We start from the raw sequence: 14,580 nt of genomic DNA on the forward strand, positions 1-14,580 counted from the left end.
GAGGGGGCCTGTTGGTCGTCGTCCGGATAAGTATTATCCGCAAGTTTCGTTAATACAAAAAGTCCAATTTAAGAATCTGGAAAGCGCCTCGCAGAATGGCATCACGCCGCTACACCGGGATGGAACCGCGATCACAGCGCATAACGTCACATGTTACCTTTTACGTCATTTGTTTTTAAAACAAGAAGATAGCTGGATATATTCGCTCAGAGCCTGCTAGTTTTATGACCATGACGCACCCCGAGTGCGCGGTTCAAAAAGAGAGAAAGCCATGAAACGAGCCGTGAACGCCCTACAAAATTTCGGAAAATCATTATACGGACCGGTACTTATCTTACCGATTGTCGGTCTGTTTATCGCCTTTGGCAATGTGCTGGGCAACGGTAACCTGGCCGAATACCTGCCGTTCCTTGGCCATCCGCTTATCCAGAGTATCGGCCAGCTGATCGCCAAATCTGCCGTGTCGGTGCTGGTCAACCTGGCGCTGGTGTTTGCCGTCGGGATCCCGATTGGTCTGGCGACGCGCGATAAAGGCTACGCGGCGCTGATTGGTCTGGTGACTTTCGTGGTGTTTATCAACGCCATGAACGTGACGCTGCAGCTGCAGGGCGAGCTGGCCCCTGCTGAGCAGATGAAAGCCGCTGGGCAAAGCATGGTGCTGGGCGTTCAGGTGCTGGAGATGGGCGTTTTCGCCGGGATCCTGACCGGGGCACTCTCCGGTTATCTGTACAACAAATACTCCGGCGTACAGTTTAACGGCGCGATGGCGATTTACTCCGGCCACTGTTTTGTGGCGATTGTCATGTTGCCCGTCTCTATGCTGCTCGGCGTGGTAATGAGCGAACTCTGGCCGTACGCGCAGCATGGGATTAGCACGCTGGCGCTGGCAATTAAAGGCTCCGGCCCGTTCGGGGTGGCGATCTACGGTTTCCTTGAGCGCATTCTGGTGCCGACCGGCCTGCACCATCTGGTTTATACGCCGTTTCTGTATACCGAACTGGGGGGCACGCAGGAGGTGTGCGGCACGGCTTACCAGGGGGCGCGCAATATCTACTTCGCCGAGATGGCCTGCCCAAACGTGAAGCAGCTCAGCAGCACGGTAGTGTGGGACGCACGCGGCATCAGCAAGATGTTCGGCCTGCCCGCCGCGGCGCTGGCGATGTACATGACCGCGAAGCCGGAGCGTAAAGCCGTTGCGAAAGCCATTCTGATCCCGGCGGCGCTAACCTCGCTGCTGGTCGGCGTAACCGAACCGATTGAATTCTCCTTCCTGTTCGTCGCCCCGCTACTGTTCGTGGTGCATGCGGTCCTGACCGGTATTGGCATGATGCTGTTCTCGCTGCTGGGCGTTCATGCCATCGGCGCCAACGGGATTATCGATTTCATTCTCTACAACCTGCCGCTCGGCACCGAGAAATCCAACTGGCCGATGTACATCGTGGTTGGGCTTATCATGTTTGCCCTTAACTTCGTGGTGTTCCGCTTCCTGATCCTGCGTTTCAACATGAAAACGCCGGGCCGTGAGGATGAAGATCAAAAGACACGCCTCTACAGCAAGCAGGAGTACCAGGCGAAAGGCAATAACGACGGGCTGGGCGAGTCCATCGTGGTGGGCCTGGGCGGCCGGGAAAATATTGAGGTTGTGGATAACTGCTACACCCGCTTACGCGTCACGGTGAAGGATGTTGCCATCATCGACGAGCCGCGCCTGAAGGCGACCGGCGCGAAAGGGGTTATCAAACAAGGTAACAACGTTCAGGTGGTCTACGGGCTGCACGTCAAAAAAATGCGAGAAGCCGTTGAGACGTTTCTCTGAAAGGAGCTAAAGATGTTTACACCCCCATTCATTCTGTCGATTGCCGGCGGCGGCAGCACTTACACGCCGGGTATTGTGAAAAGCCTGATGGTGCGCCTGCAGGATTTTCCGCTGGCCGAAATCCGCCTCTATGACATCGACGAGGCGCGTCAGAACACCATTGCGCCGGTGGTTGAGAAAGTGATTCGCGACCACAGCCAGAGCATCAAATTTACCGTCACCAGTGACCCGGAAGTGGCCTTCAGCGGCGCGCATTTCGTTTTCGCCCAGATGCGCGTCGGCCAGTACAAAATGCGCGAGCAGGATGAGAAGATCCCGCTGCGTCACGGCGTGGTCGGCCAGGAGACCTGCGGCCCCGGCGGGCTGGCCTACGGACTGCGCACGATCCTGCCGATGGTCGAGCTTATCGATCTGGTGGATCGCTACGCGCATGAGAAAGCCTGGATCGTGAACTACTCCAACCCGGCGGCGATCGTCGCGGAGGGCGTGCGACGCCTGCGACCAAATGCTCGCGTGCTGAACATCTGCGATATGCCGGTCGCGGCGATGCGTAATATGGGGGCCATTCTGGGTGTCGATCGTCGCAAACTGGAGGTGGACTACTTTGGCCTGAACCACTTCGGCTGGTTTACCCGCGTGCTGGTGGACGGCGAGGACAAATTACCGGAGCTGCGTAAACATATCGCGAAGTTTGGCCTGCTGACGGAAGATGCGGCCAAAACCGATCCGCAGCACTCGGATCCTTCGTGGGTTAAAACCTGGCGCAACATCAAGCCGATTATGGATAACTTCCCGGAGTACCTGCCGAACCCGTACCTGCAGTACTACCTGATGCCGAACCAGATTGTGGAGCATCAGAACCCGGACTATACCCGCGCCAACGAAGTGATGAACGGGCGTGAGAAAAAACTTTTTGCTGCTGCTGAAGAGTACAAGCGCACCGGGATTTTACCGGATGCCTTCCACGTGGGCGTTCACGGCGAGTTTATCGTCGATGTTGCCTGCTCGCTGGCCTTTAACCTGCGCCAACGCCATCTGGTAATGGTGGAGAACCGCGGGGCGATTACTAATCTGCCATACGATGCGGTGGTGGAAGTACCCGCCTACATCACCTCCGAAGGGCCGGAGCCTGTGCGCGTGGGGCTGGTACCGCTGTTCCACCAGACCCTGCTGCAACAGCAGCTGGCGTCTGAACAGCTGCTGGTAGAGGCGACCATCGAAGGCAGCTATGAGAAAGCGCTTCAGGCGTTCACCCTCAACCGCACCGTGCCCACCATGGAGCACGCAAAAGCGATTCTGGATGAAATGATAGAAGCCAACCGCGACTACTGGCCTGCGCTGCAAAAAGCCTGGCAGGACGGCGAAACGGTGAAAAAATAGGGGCTTGCTCGCGAGTTGAACGTGGTTTGCTTGTCGGTGTCAGAAAAAACACCGACAATCCTTTTTTACGGAAAAGAATGGAGGCAACCCATGTCCACCTCATATTTTGTCGCCGCCGACTGGCTGATTGAGCACGGCGACGATCCGGAAGTCCAGATTATTGACGCGCGTATGGCCCCGCCGGGCCAGGAACATCGTGACGTTCCCGGTGAATACCGCGCAGGGCATCTGCCTGGCGCGGTATTTTTTGATATCGAAGCCCTCTCCGATCATACCTCTCCCCTGCCGCACATGCTGCCGCGCCCGGAAGCGTTTTCCGTGGCGATGCGCGAGCTGGGCGTCAGCAAAGACAAACATCTTGTTGTTTACGATGAAGGCAATCTGTTCTCCGCGCCGCGCGCATGGTGGATGCTGAAACAGTTTGGCGTGGAAAAAGTCTCGATTCTGGCGGGCGGTCTGGCGGGCTGGAAGCGTGACGAGCTGCCGCTCCAGCAGGGCGACGTGACGCTGCCGGAAGGCGAGTTCGACGCGACGTTCGACGCTAACGTGGTGAAGCGCCTGACCGACGTACTGGTCGCGAGCCATGAAAAGACGGCGCAAATCGTCGATGCGCGCCCTGCACCACGCTTTAACGCTGAAGCGGATGAACCACGTCCAGGGCTGAGACGAGGCCATATTCCAGGTGCGCTGAACGTGCCGTGGGGCGACCTGGTGTTTGAGGGCGAGCTGAAAACTACCGACGAGCTGCGTGCCATTTTTGACCGCGCGGGCGTGGATTTACATCGCCCGATTATTGCCAGCTGCGGCTCCGGCGTGACGGCCTGCGTGGTGATCCTGGCGCTCGCCACCCTCGGCGTCAACGACGTTACGCTCTACGACGGCGCCTGGAGCGAATGGGGGGCGCGTGACGATCTGCCAGTTGAACCGGCGAAATAATGGATAACCGCCTGGCCACGCTTTTAACGCGCGGGGCGTCCCTGACCCGCGCGGAGTATCGCGTCCTCGCCCACCTGACGGAGCATCCGCTGCTGGTGGGCAACATCACGGTGCGCGAACTGGCGCAGGCGACGTTTGTTTCTACCGCCACCATTATGCGGCTATGTCAGAAGCTGGGGTTTAGCGGCTTTAGCGAGTTTATCTGGCACTGCAAGCAGCTGCTCTCCGACACGCCGCATATTGCCGCTCAGGCGCAATCCCTTCCTGAGCTCCCGGCGCTGTTTAATCAGTTTATCGCTAACTATCAGCACACCTTCCAGTGGATCACGCAGGAGAAGCGCCAGCAGTTCGCCGACCTGCTGCGGCAGAAAGAGAGCTTTTTTCTCTACGGGGCCGGGTTTTCCTATCTCTTTGCCGAATACCTGACCAAGAAGCTGCAGGTGCTGGGCAAAACGGCGTTCATCTCCGGGCCGGGGGACAGCCGAAACATTTTTCTCAGCAACGCTGCGCGTTATCAGGTATTTATTGCCGTCTCCCGCAGCGGCGAAACGGAACAGGTGCTGGATAAGGCGCGGATTGCCAAAAACGTCGGCATGACGGTCGTCGCCTTTACCCGCGCCTCGGCCAATACGCTGGCGGGCATGGCGGACGTGCACTTTGCGCTGTATGACGAAGCGGTGCACTTCGCTGCCGAAGCCGCGGGCGTGACGTCGTTTGAGTCGAATCTGGTGCTGCTGATGGATTTACTGCTGCTGGAGGCAACGGGGTGACATTCACCCCGCCGTAATCAGATGATGCGGTTGGTCTTGAGATCGCGCAGGAAGCCGCCCCAGCGACGCTCATAGAACGGCGTGATGTGCTCGGTAATAAAATGGCTGATGCCCTTCTCACCGTTTTTCACCTGACAGATATCAATCGGCTCATCGCCCGGTAGCGTGTCGGTCGCCACGCTGCCCGCCGCCTGAACGATCTCGTCGAAATCGCCATCGGCTTCAATCCCAATCAGCAGAACAGGCTTTTCGTCAGCGCTCTCTTTGATAGAGCAGAGGAACGCGCGTCTTACCGGTTTCAGAGTTTTGAACAGCGTGGTCAGCGAATCGATCATCTGCGCAGGCGGCTCGGCCACCTCAGACAGCAGCAGCGTTTCGCCCCCTTCCAGCACCTCCTGCGTGCTAAGCGGGTTACCCTCTTCACCAATCAGGTGGCTGATCTCGCGCGGGGTGAACTCTTTCCCGGTTGGCAGCTTAGCGTTAAGGAACAGCGTCTGGCCCAGCGTCATTTCGAACAGCGTGCGCACCGGCATCACCACGAACGCCTGTTCATCTTCTACCGCTTCCTGCAACGCTTCCAATGAAGTGAAGAACGGGATAACCGACGTGCCGTCATCTTTCTCCCAGTGCAGCAGATCCAGCGCGCTGTCTTCGACAACCTGCTCACCTTCCGCCGCGGTGCCCGGTACCCAGACGGTGGATTCCAGTAGCGTGCGGAAAAATGCCGGACGGTGGGCGGGCTCGGTCGCCGCCTGTTCCAGCAGGGTTTCTAATTCGTTTTTGGTATCTGGCATAGTTTGGCTACTTCAATAAACGCCGGGTGGCGCTTTGCTTACCCGGCCTACAAAACCACAGGCCCGTGCAAGCGCAGCGCCGCCGGGCAAATAAGATCACTCAGCCGTCAGCAGGTTCGCCACGGTACGCACGCCCAGACCGGTCGCACCCGCGGACCACTGCTCAACTGCCGCCTTACGGTAGGTTGCGGAGCAGTCGATGTGCAGCCAGCCTTCGTGATAGTTCTCAACGAAGTGCGACAGGAAGCCTGCTGCGGTACTTGCCCCCGCCGGGTACGCCGCGCTCGCGGTGTTATTCAGCTCGGCAAAGTTAGACGGCAGCTGGCTGCGGTGGAACTCGGCCAGCGGCAGACGCCAGAACGGTTCGTTTTCCGCAGCCGCGCTTGCCAGCAGGCGAGCGGCCAGCTTGTCGTCAAAGCTGAACAGCGCGTGGTAGTCGTTGCCCAGGGCGGTTTTTGCCGCGCCGGTCAGGGTCGCCATGTCGATAATCAGCTCTGGCTTCTGGGCAGAGGCGTCGATCAGGCCATCGGCCAGCACCAGACGGCCTTCGGCATCGGTGTTCATCACTTCAACATTTTTACCGTTGCGGTAGCGAATGATGTCGCCCAGCTTGAAGGCGTTGCCGCTCACCATGTTGTCCGCGCAGCACAGGTAGAGCTTCACGCGCTTGTTCAGACCGCGGGTGATGGCGAACGCCAGCGCGCCGGTGATGGTTGCCGCGCCGCCCATATCGGACTTCATGGAATCCATGAACGCGCTCTGCTTAAGGCTGTAGCCGCCGGTGTCGAAGGTGATACCTTTACCGACCAGGCAGGCAAAGACAGGCGCTTCTTTATCGCCGGTTGGGTTGTAATCCAGCGCCAGCAGGACCGGAGGACGTTCGGAGCCACGGCCCACGGTATGAATGCCCATGTAGTTCTGCTCGCGCAGATCTTCACCTTTGGTGATGCGGTAGGACATGTTATCCCCCGCCACGCCGCACAGCAGGTCAACGGCGCGCTGCGCAAGCTGTTCAGGACCAAGCTCTTCCGCCGGGGCGTTGATGGTGTCGCGCACCCAGTCGATAATGTGCAGGCGGCTTTCCAGCTCTTTTTGACCGGCTTCGTCGAGGTTCGCCCACTCAATTTTGCGGGTGCCTTTCGGGCCTTTGTAGCCCGCCCAGAACGCCCAGCTGCGGTCAGTATCCCAACCTTCGCCTTCCAGCGAGACATGCTTAATGCCCAGGCCGTCAATTTTACGCGCGGCGCGCTGGATCAGACCTAAATCATCTTTGCCAGTCAGGTGCAGGGTGATACCGTCGTTGTTGATGCTGTAGCTGGCTTTCTCGCCCCAGCGCGCGTCGGCGGGCTGCGTAGAGAGCGTAATCTTCATCGCTTCGGTCATTTTATTTATCCTTATTAGCAAACGGGCCGCCTGAAGGCAGCCCGTTAAGTGATTTACTCTGCTTCATCTAACCAGACTAACAGAATCGCCTCCAGAATTTTTTCATTGGATGCGTTTGGATCGTCGTCGAAATCCTCTAAATCGCAGATCCACTGGTGCATGTCGGTGAATCGTACGGTTTTGGGATCGAGATCCGGGTTCGCGTCGTAGAGCGCTTCGCCGATTTCACGGCTGTCTGTCCACTTCAGTCCCATATTAATGCTCGCGTGCGTGGTTGATGGTGTAGCGTGGGAATTCCACGACCAGATCTTCATCGGTCACCGCGGCCTGGCAGCTCAGGCGGCTGTCTGGCTCCAGACCCCATGCTTTATCCAGCATGTCGTCTTCGTCTTCGGTGCTCTCGGCGAGAGAGTCAAAACCTTCACGCACGATGCAGTGGCAGGTGGTGCAGGCACAGGATTTTTCACAGGCGTGTTCCACTTCGATACCTGCACGCAGGGCAACATCGAGAATGGTTTCACCGGTCTTCGCTTCCAGAACAGCGCCATCCGGACAGAGGTCCGCATGAGGCAAAATAACAATCTTTGGCATATTAAACCTCGTCCACGGACTGGCCTTTCAGCGCGACGCGGACAGATTTGTCCATGCGGCGAGCAGCGAAGTCCTGGGTTTGTTTATCAACGTTTTTAATGGCTTCTTCTATTGCGTCAGCGTCATTGCCTTCGGCGACTGCGCGTAAGCGCGCGGCAGCCTCGTCAATCACCTGACGCTCGGCGGCGCTTAACAGCGCGGCATCGGCAGCGAGCGCCCCGTTCAGACTTTCCAGCACACGTGCGGCTTCAACTTTCTGTTCAGCCAGCATACGCGCCTTCACATCCTGCTCGGCGTAGCTCATTGAATCCTGGATCATGGAGGCGATTTCGCCATCGGTCAGGCCGTAGGACGGCTTCACCTGGATGGAGGACTCCACGCCGGTCGATTTTTCCATCGCCGTGACGCTCAGCAGGCCGTCCGCATCAACCTGGAAGGTCACGCGAATATGCGCCCCGCCAGCTGGCAGCGCCGGGATACCGCGCAGCGCAAAGCGCGCCAGAGAGCGGCAGTCCTGCACCAGTTCGCGCTCGCCCTGCATCACGTGGATGGACATCGCGGTCTGGCCGTCTTTGAAGGTGGTGAACTCCTGCGCACGCGCCACCGGAATGGTGGTGTTACGCGGGATCACTTTCTCCACCAGGCCGCCCATGGTTTCTAAACCGAGAGACAGCGGGATGACGTCCAGCAGCAGCATTTCGCTGTCCGGCTTGTTGCCAACCAGAATATCGGCCTGGATAGCGGCGCCGACGGCAACCACTTTGTCCGGGTCGATGGAGGTCAGCGGCGTGCGGCCAAAGAACTCGCCCACGCGCTCGCGCACCAGCGGCACGCGTGTTGAGCCGCCCACCATGACCACTTCCAGCACCTCGTCAGCCTCCACGCCCGCATCCTTCAATGCGCGACGGCAGGCCAGCAGGGTGCGTTTAACCAGAGGCGCAATCAGCTCGCTGAACTGGTCGCGGGTGATTTCACCCTGCCAGCCTGCGACATTAACGCTGACCGACTGCGCATCGCTCAGCGCAATTTTGGCGTCGATGGCGGCATCCAGCAGTTCGCGCTGAACGCGCGCATCGCTGCGATCGCTGATGCCCGCCTGATCGCGGATGTAGTCCGCCAGCAGATGGTCGAAATCATCGCCGCCGAGCGCGGAATCCCCGCCGGTCGCCAGCACTTCAAACACCCCGCGGCTCAGGCGCAGGATAGAAATATCAAAGGTGCCGCCGCCCAGATCGTAGACCGCAATTACCCCTTCCTGACCGGAGTCGAGGCCGTAGGCAATCGCCGCCGCCGTCGGTTCGTTCAGCAGGCGCAGCACGTGCAGGCCCGCCAGACGCGCGGCGTCTTTGGTGCCCTGACGCTGTGCGTCGTCAAAATAGGCCGGAACGGTGATCACTACGCCGTCCAGATCGCCGCCAAGCGTCGCCGTCGCGCGCGCCGCCAGCGCTTTGAGGATATCAGCGGAAACACGAATTGGGTTCAGCAAACCGGCCGCCGTGGCAATCATCGGCAGACCGTTTTCACTGGCCTGCAGCTGATACGGCAGGTGCGGGTAGCGGGCCTGGATATCTGCCAGCGAGCGGCCCATCATGCGCTTTACGGAGCTGATGGTGTTGGCCGGATCGCGCGCGGCGTTGGCGCGGGCGTCATAGCCGACAGCGTGACCCTGCTGCTGGTAGTGGACCACGGAAGGCAGCAGATGGCGGCCCTGCTCGTCGGCCAGCGTTTCCGCCTGGCCGCTGCGCACGGTCGCCACGAGGGAATTGGTGGTGCCCAGGTCAATACCGACCGCCAGACGACGCTGGTGCGGTGCGGCGCTTAAGCCAGGCTCACTAATTTGTAATAAGGCCATAATTGCTTCCGAAATTAAAAATCGAGCAGCTTTTCTTCGAGTTGTTCAGCGCTGCTTCGCAGTTTATCGAGAAAACGGAGTTTGCGCACAGTGTCTGCCGCCACGTCCCAGGTCTCGTTGTTCAGTTGCTCCACCATCTGCTGATGGCGGGTATCGAACATGCCCTTAAGGCGCGTGATAAAACGTTCCAGATGCGCTTCGTCTTTGGCCTGTTCAATCTCATCCAGCTCTTCGCGCAGCTCCAGCTGTTCCATCAGAAACGCGGTGTCGCGCACGGTGTGCTGTTCGCTCGCGAGATCAAAGCCGTGGAGCGAGAGCAGATATTCTGCACGCGCCAGCGGATGGCGCAGCGTCTGCCAGGCCTGGTTGATGGTCGCGGAGTGCGATACCGCAGCCAGCTGCTCTGCCTGCGTCCCGCTGGCGAATTTATCCGGATGATACTGACGCTGCAGATCCTGAAAACGGACCGTCAGTGCCTGAAGATCGATCGGGTATTGAGCGGGTAGTCCGAAGAGAGTGAAGTAATCCATAACAATCTCAGGGGTAGCCTGTTAGAACAAACCCCACGCGCAGCAAAGCCACGGTGGGGTTTCGGATGACGCGCGGTTAAACGTGGAAGCTTTCGCCGCAACCACACTCGTCTTTGACGTTCGGGTTCGTAAATTTGAACCCTTCGTTCAGGCCTTCTTTTACGAAGTCCAGCTGAGTGCCGTTGAGAAATTGCAGGCTTTTGCCATCGACCACCACCTTCACGCCCTTGTCTTCAAACACGGTGTCATCAGACGCCGGCTCGTCAACAAACTCCAGTACGTAAGCCATACCAGAACAGCCGGAGGTACGTACGCCCAGTCGCAGGCCAAAGCCTTTACCACGGTTCGCCAGAAAAGAGCTTACTCGCGCGGCAGCGCTGTCGCTAAGGGTAATCGACATACTCAAACCTCAATTATTTTGCTTCACGTTTGCTTTTGTAATCCGCAATGGCGGCTTTGATCGCGTCTTCTGCCAGAATTGAACAGTGAATTTTCACCGGCGGCAGTTCGAGTTCTTCAGCAATATCCGTGTTCTTGATTGCCTGTGCTTCGTCCAGAGACTTGCCCTTCACCCACTCGGTGACCAGGGAGCTGGACGCAATTGCAGAACCGCAGCCGTAGGTCTTGAAGCGCGCGTCTTCAATGATACCTTCATTGTTGACTTTAATCTGCAACTTCATTACGTCGCCACACGCCGGCGCGCCAACCATGCCGCTACCGACAGATTCATCGCTGTTGTCAAAAGAGCCAACGTTGCGCGGGTTCTCGTAATGATCGATAACTTTTTCGCTGTATGCCATGATTGAATTCTCCTTATATACCGATTAGTGATGTGACCATTCAATGCTGTTCAGATCCACGCCCTGCTTGAACATTTCCCACAGTGGAGAAAGGTCGCGCAGACGGCCAATGGAGTTACGAACCAGCTTGACGGTGTAGTCAATCTCTTCTTCGGTAGTGAAACGACCTAAAGAGAAACGGATAGAGCTGTGTGCCAGCTCGTCAGTCATACCCAGCGCGCGCAGCACGTAGGATGGCTCCAGGCTTGCAGACGTACAGGCAGAACCGGAAGAAACGGCCAGGTCTTTCAGCGCCATGATCAGCGATTCGCCTTCAACATAGTTGAAGCTGATGTTGAGGATGTTCGGCGCGCCCTGCTCGAGATCGCCGTTCAGATACACTTCTTCCATATCTTTCACGCCGTCCCACAGACGGTTACGCAGCGTGCGCAGGCGCGCCATCTCGGTTTCCATCTCTTCTTTCGCAATGCGGTACGCTTCGCCCATGCCCACGATCTGGTGAACAGGCAGCGTACCGGAACGCATGCCGCGCTCGTGACCGCCGCCGTGCATCTGTGCTTCGATGCGGATACGTGGCTTACGACGAACGTACAGCGCGCCGATCCCTTTCGGGCCATAGATTTTGTGGCCGGAGAAGGACATCAGGTCTACTTTCAGCTGGCTCAGGTCGATAGGCAGTTTGCCCACGCTCTGGGTCGCGTCCACGTGGTAGATGATACCGCGCGCGCGGCACATTTCGCCGATGGTGGCGATGTCCTGAACGACGCCGATTTCGTTATTAACGTGCATGATGGAGACCAGGATGGTGTCGTCACGCATCGCCGCTTCGAGCTCTTTCAGGTCAATAATACCGTTGCTCTGCGGCGCCAGATAGGTCACTTCGAAACCTTCACGCTCCAGCTGGCGGCAGGTGTCCAGCACGGCTTTGTGTTCGGTTTTGCTGGTGATGATGTGCTTGCCTTTTTTCTGATAAAAGTTGGCTGCACCTTTGATCGCCAGGTTGTCGGATTCGGTCGCACCGGAGGTGAAAACAATCTCACGCGGGTCGGCACCCACCAGGTCAGCAATCTGATTACGGGCGATATCCACCGCCTCTTCAGCATGCCAGCCAAAACGGTGTGAACGGGAAGCTGGGTTACCAAAGTTTCCGTCCAGGGTCAGACACTGCATCATTTTCTCGGCAACACGCGGGTCCACCGGCGTGGTTGCGGAGTAGTCGAGATAAATCGGTAATTTCATTGCTCTATAAACTCCGTACATCGCTTCAATGCAAGGAATCAGGCAACCGGCTGGATGTACGACCGAGTACGCGGGGTGTGACCACCCCGGCCTGATTCTGAAATACTTATCGTTTTATTACGCGCGTAATTTGACGTCGATAGCGTCCTGCGCGCGGGTGCTGCGTTGTGAATCATGACTGTGCTGACGGCCTGATACGTCCAGAACTTCCTGGTTATTGACCAGTTCACCGAGGGTGATGTTGTTCAGGAAGCCGGTCAGACGGTCGCTCAGATCGCGCCACAGCGCGTGGGTCAGGCACTTATCGCCGCCCTGGCAGCCGCCTTTACCCTGGCAACGGGTTGCGTCAACGGATTCATCCACCGCGCTAATCACTTCACCAACCGCAATACTGCCCGCGTCTTTACCCAGCAGATAACCGCCGCCCGGGCCACGAACGCTGGACACCAGTCCATTTTTACGCAGTCTGGAGAACAGCTGTTCCAGGTAAGAGAGGGAGATCCCTTGTCGTTCAGAAATATCAGCCAACGGAACCGGGCCCGCTTCGGAGTTGAGCGCAACGTCCAGCATCGCGGTCACGGCATAACGCCCTTTAGATGTCAGTCTCATGTCTTACTTAACCTCAAACTCGCCCCTGCCCGGGGTTTTTTATTGTAAAATGGGGGTATTGCATAGCAGGGCCAAGTCTGACATTCCTGACTAAAATGGTCAACTATTTACTTGACTGTTTTAGTCAGGTATTTAACCTTCTGTGCCTTCATAATATAGGTGCGGCCTGATGCCCTCACCCCAACCCTCTCCCACGGGGAGAGGGGGAAATCGGCACTACTCTTTATTCTTCTGCTCAATCGACGCCAGAATTCCGCGCAGGATGTTCAGCTCCTGGCTTTCCGGACGCGCGCGGGTAAACATGCGGCGCAGCTTATTCATCACCTGGCCAGGGTGGCCTTCACGGATGAAGCCGGTAGCGAGCAGCGTCTGCTCCAGGTGACCGTAGAAACGCTCAAGGTCGTCCACCAGCGGGTAGGCCGTCTCTTCTTTCGGTTCTGCCTGCTTCTCCTGCGTCGCCAGCCACGCCATACGCACCTCGTAGGCGATAACCTGCACCGCCATTGCCAGGTTCAGCGAGCTGTATTCCGGGTTGGCGGCAATCGCCACGTGGTAGTGGCACTTCTGCAGTTCGTCGTTGGTCAGGCCAACGCGCTCGCGGCCAAACACCAGCGCAACCGGTGCCTGCTCTGCTTCTGAGACGCTTTTCAGGCCGCATTCACGCGGATCCAGCATCGGCCACGGCAGCGTGCGTGAGCGCGCGCTGGTGCCGACAACGAGGCTGCAGCCGGCCAGCGCTTCGTCGAGGGTATCAACGATCTGCGCGTTGCCGATCACGTCGCTGGCCCCGGCCGCCAGGGCGATAGCCTGAGAGTCTGGTTTCACCAGCGGATTAACCAGCCACAGGTTCGTTAAACCCATGGTTTTCATAGCGCGGGCAACGGAGCCCATGTTGCCGGTGTGCGATGTTTCGACCAGCACGATTCGAATGTTTTGCAGCATAATTTTTAGATGTCTGGATTCAGTGTCTGAAGAATATTCGGGCATATTATCATAAACGGGAGACATAATCCGATCCCGCTGCTATACTCTGCGCCGATTTTCCTGTTCTTTAACATCCAGTGAGAGAGACCGATGCATCCGATGCTGACCATCGCCGTGCGCGCAGCGCGCAAGGCGGGTAATGTAATTGCCAAACACTACGAAACGCCAGACTCCGTAGAAACCAGCCAGAAAGGCAGCAATGATTTCGTGACTAACGTCGATAAAGCCGCAGAAGCGATTATTATCGAAACGATCCGCAAATCTTACCCGCAGCACACCATCATCACCGAAGAAAGCGGTGAACATGAAGGTACCGATCAGGATGTTCAATGGGTTATCGATCCACTGGATGGCACCACCAACTTCGTTAAACGCCTGCCACACTTCTCTGTGTCAATCGCAGTACGCATTAAAGGCCGTACTGAAGTCGCCGTTGTTTACGATCCAATGCGTAACGAACTGTTCACCGCGACCCGCGGTCAGGGCGCGCAGTTGAACGGCTACCGTCTGCGCTGCAGCAACGCACGCGACCTGGACGGCACCATCCTGGCGACCGGCTTCCCGTTCAAGGCGAAGCAGCACGCAACTACCTATATGAATATCCTGGGCAAGCTGTTCACCGAATGCGCGGACTTCCGTCGCACCGGCTCTGCTGCGCTGGATCTGGCCTACGTGGCAACCGGCCGCGTTGACGGTTACTTCGAACTGTCACTGAAGCCGTGGGACTTCGCTGCGGGCGAGCTGATCGCACGTGAAGCAGGCGCGATTGTTTGCGACTTCACCGGCGGCCACAACTACATGACCACCGGCAACATCGTTGCAGGTAACCCACGCGTTGTTAAAGCCATGCTGGCCAACATGCGTGACGAGCTGAGCGATGCGCTGAAGCGTTAATC

Annotated in this window: 16 protein-coding genes; 5 read left to right on the forward strand and 11 right to left on the reverse strand. The window is 57.8% G+C overall.

What is annotated here, in order from left to right; all coding sequences use genetic code 11:
* Positions 1 to 271: 271 nt before the first annotated feature.
* The 4 genes from IM294_RS17680 (at position 272) to IM294_RS17695 (ending at position 4,902) form a co-directional block, all read left to right on the forward strand.
* A complete protein-coding gene (locus IM294_RS17680; protein ID WP_126818740.1) occupies positions 272 to 1,816 on the forward strand; it encodes a PTS transporter subunit EIIC in 1,545 nt (514 codons plus the stop codon).
* A gap of 12 nt (positions 1,817 to 1,828) precedes the next feature.
* Positions 1,829 to 3,196: a 6-phospho-alpha-glucosidase gene (locus IM294_RS17685; protein ID WP_041908712.1), complete on the forward strand. Its 1,368-nt coding sequence runs from the start codon at positions 1,829 to 1,831 to the stop codon at positions 3,194 to 3,196.
* A 90-nt stretch (positions 3,197 to 3,286) separates the two neighbouring features.
* Positions 3,287 to 4,132 (forward strand): 3-mercaptopyruvate sulfurtransferase, encoded by an 846-nt coding sequence (sseA, locus tag IM294_RS17690; RefSeq protein WP_028014070.1) that lies wholly within the window; start codon positions 3,287 to 3,289, stop codon positions 4,130 to 4,132.
* Positions 4,132 to 4,902: a MurR/RpiR family transcriptional regulator gene (locus tag IM294_RS17695; protein WP_028014071.1), complete on the forward strand. Its 771-nt coding sequence runs from the start codon at positions 4,132 to 4,134 to the stop codon at positions 4,900 to 4,902. Before sseA ends, IM294_RS17695 begins: the two co-directional genes overlap by 1 nt.
* A 17-nt stretch (positions 4,903 to 4,919) precedes the next feature.
* On the opposite strand, the gene sseB is transcribed toward IM294_RS17695, so the two are convergent.
* From sseB to trmJ, 11 genes are all read right to left on the reverse strand, one after another.
* Positions 4,920 to 5,696, reverse strand: coding sequence for an enhanced serine sensitivity protein SseB (gene sseB, locus IM294_RS17700; protein WP_126818738.1), 777 nt, complete (start codon positions 5,694 to 5,696; stop codon positions 4,920 to 4,922).
* A gap of 96 nt (positions 5,697 to 5,792) precedes the next feature.
* On the reverse strand, positions 5,793 to 7,079 hold the full coding sequence (pepB, locus tag IM294_RS17705; protein ID WP_088204541.1) for an aminopeptidase PepB: 1,287 nt from the start codon (positions 7,077 to 7,079) through the stop codon (positions 5,793 to 5,795).
* A 53-nt stretch (positions 7,080 to 7,132) separates the two neighbouring features.
* The gene (gene iscX / locus IM294_RS17710) at positions 7,133 to 7,333 is read right to left on the reverse strand and encodes a Fe-S cluster assembly protein IscX (protein ID WP_003860650.1); all 201 of its coding nucleotides are present in this window, start codon (positions 7,331 to 7,333) and stop codon (positions 7,133 to 7,135) included.
* Between the two features lies 1 nt (position 7,334).
* Positions 7,335 to 7,670, reverse strand: a complete 336-nt coding sequence (fdx, locus tag IM294_RS17715) for an ISC system 2Fe-2S type ferredoxin (protein ID WP_003860652.1) — start codon at positions 7,668 to 7,670, stop codon at positions 7,335 to 7,337.
* Position 7,671: 1 nt separating this feature from the next.
* A complete protein-coding gene (gene hscA, locus IM294_RS17720; protein WP_126818737.1) occupies positions 7,672 to 9,522 on the reverse strand; it encodes a Fe-S protein assembly chaperone HscA in 1,851 nt (616 codons plus the stop codon).
* Between the two features lie 14 nt (positions 9,523 to 9,536).
* Positions 9,537 to 10,052 carry a co-chaperone HscB gene (hscB, locus tag IM294_RS17725; protein WP_126818736.1) on the reverse strand — a complete coding sequence of 172 codons (516 nt, stop codon included), beginning with the start codon at positions 10,050 to 10,052 and terminating at the stop codon, positions 9,537 to 9,539.
* 76 nt (positions 10,053 to 10,128) lie between these two features.
* Positions 10,129 to 10,452 carry an iron-sulfur cluster assembly protein IscA gene (iscA, locus tag IM294_RS17730; RefSeq protein ID WP_003860659.1) on the reverse strand — a complete coding sequence of 108 codons (324 nt, stop codon included), beginning with the start codon at positions 10,450 to 10,452 and terminating at the stop codon, positions 10,129 to 10,131.
* A 13-nt stretch (positions 10,453 to 10,465) separates the two neighbouring features.
* Positions 10,466 to 10,852 carry a Fe-S cluster assembly scaffold IscU gene (iscU, locus tag IM294_RS17735; RefSeq protein ID WP_003860661.1) on the reverse strand — a complete coding sequence of 129 codons (387 nt, stop codon included), beginning with the start codon at positions 10,850 to 10,852 and terminating at the stop codon, positions 10,466 to 10,468.
* 24 nt (positions 10,853 to 10,876) lie between these two features.
* The gene (iscS, locus tag IM294_RS17740; RefSeq protein ID WP_126818735.1) at positions 10,877 to 12,091 is read right to left on the reverse strand and encodes a cysteine desulfurase; all 1,215 of its coding nucleotides are present in this window, start codon (positions 12,089 to 12,091) and stop codon (positions 10,877 to 10,879) included.
* Between the two features lie 117 nt (positions 12,092 to 12,208).
* The gene (gene iscR / locus IM294_RS17745; protein ID WP_008502158.1) at positions 12,209 to 12,700 is read right to left on the reverse strand and encodes a Fe-S cluster assembly transcriptional regulator IscR; all 492 of its coding nucleotides are present in this window, start codon (positions 12,698 to 12,700) and stop codon (positions 12,209 to 12,211) included.
* Positions 12,701 to 12,916: 216 nt separating this feature from the next.
* A complete protein-coding gene (gene trmJ, locus IM294_RS17750; RefSeq protein ID WP_028014076.1) occupies positions 12,917 to 13,642 on the reverse strand; it encodes a tRNA (cytosine(32)/uridine(32)-2'-O)-methyltransferase TrmJ in 726 nt (241 codons plus the stop codon).
* A gap of 132 nt (positions 13,643 to 13,774) precedes the next feature.
* Here trmJ and suhB point away from each other — a divergent pair, with 132 nt between their 5' ends.
* Entirely contained in the window at positions 13,775 to 14,578 is an 804-nt protein-coding gene (suhB, locus tag IM294_RS17755; protein ID WP_028014077.1) for an inositol-1-monophosphatase, read from the forward strand.
* Positions 14,579 to 14,580: the final 2 nt, after the last annotated feature.

Origin of the sequence: Enterobacter cloacae complex sp. P43RS (assembly GCF_014930585.1) — a bacterium.
GTDB classification, from domain to species: Bacteria; Pseudomonadota; Gammaproteobacteria; order Enterobacterales; family Enterobacteriaceae; genus Enterobacter; species Enterobacter bugandensis.

Coding starts and splice junctions, on each gene's coding strand:
- suhB (WP_028014077.1), top strand. CDS start 13,775: ATGCATCCGATGCTGACCATCGCCGTGCGCGCAGCGCGCAAGGCGGGT.
- pepB (WP_088204541.1), bottom strand. CDS start 7,079: ATGACCGAAGCGATGAAGATTACGCTCTCTACGCAGCCCGCCGACGCG.
- IM294_RS17695 (WP_028014071.1), top strand. CDS start 4,132: ATGGATAACCGCCTGGCCACGCTTTTAACGCGCGGGGCGTCCCTGACC.
- hscB (WP_126818736.1), bottom strand. CDS start 10,052: ATGGATTACTTCACTCTCTTCGGACTACCCGCTCAATACCCGATCGAT.
- iscS (WP_126818735.1), bottom strand. CDS start 12,091: ATGAAATTACCGATTTATCTCGACTACTCCGCAACCACGCCGGTGGAC.
- IM294_RS17680 (WP_126818740.1), top strand. CDS start 272: ATGAAACGAGCCGTGAACGCCCTACAAAATTTCGGAAAATCATTATAC.
- trmJ (WP_028014076.1), bottom strand. CDS start 13,642: ATGCTGCAAAACATTCGAATCGTGCTGGTCGAAACATCGCACACCGGC.
- IM294_RS17685 (WP_041908712.1), top strand. CDS start 1,829: ATGTTTACACCCCCATTCATTCTGTCGATTGCCGGCGGCGGCAGCACT.
- iscX (WP_003860650.1), bottom strand. CDS start 7,333: ATGGGACTGAAGTGGACAGACAGCCGTGAAATCGGCGAAGCGCTCTAC.
- sseA (WP_028014070.1), top strand. CDS start 3,287: ATGTCCACCTCATATTTTGTCGCCGCCGACTGGCTGATTGAGCACGGC.
- iscA (WP_003860659.1), bottom strand. CDS start 10,452: ATGTCGATTACCCTTAGCGACAGCGCTGCCGCGCGAGTAAGCTCTTTT.
- iscU (WP_003860661.1), bottom strand. CDS start 10,852: ATGGCATACAGCGAAAAAGTTATCGATCATTACGAGAACCCGCGCAAC.
- iscR (WP_008502158.1), bottom strand. CDS start 12,700: ATGAGACTGACATCTAAAGGGCGTTATGCCGTGACCGCGATGCTGGAC.
- hscA (WP_126818737.1), bottom strand. CDS start 9,522: ATGGCCTTATTACAAATTAGTGAGCCTGGCTTAAGCGCCGCACCGCAC.
- sseB (WP_126818738.1), bottom strand. CDS start 5,696: ATGCCAGATACCAAAAACGAATTAGAAACCCTGCTGGAACAGGCGGCG.
- fdx (WP_003860652.1), bottom strand. CDS start 7,670: ATGCCAAAGATTGTTATTTTGCCTCATGCGGACCTCTGTCCGGATGGC.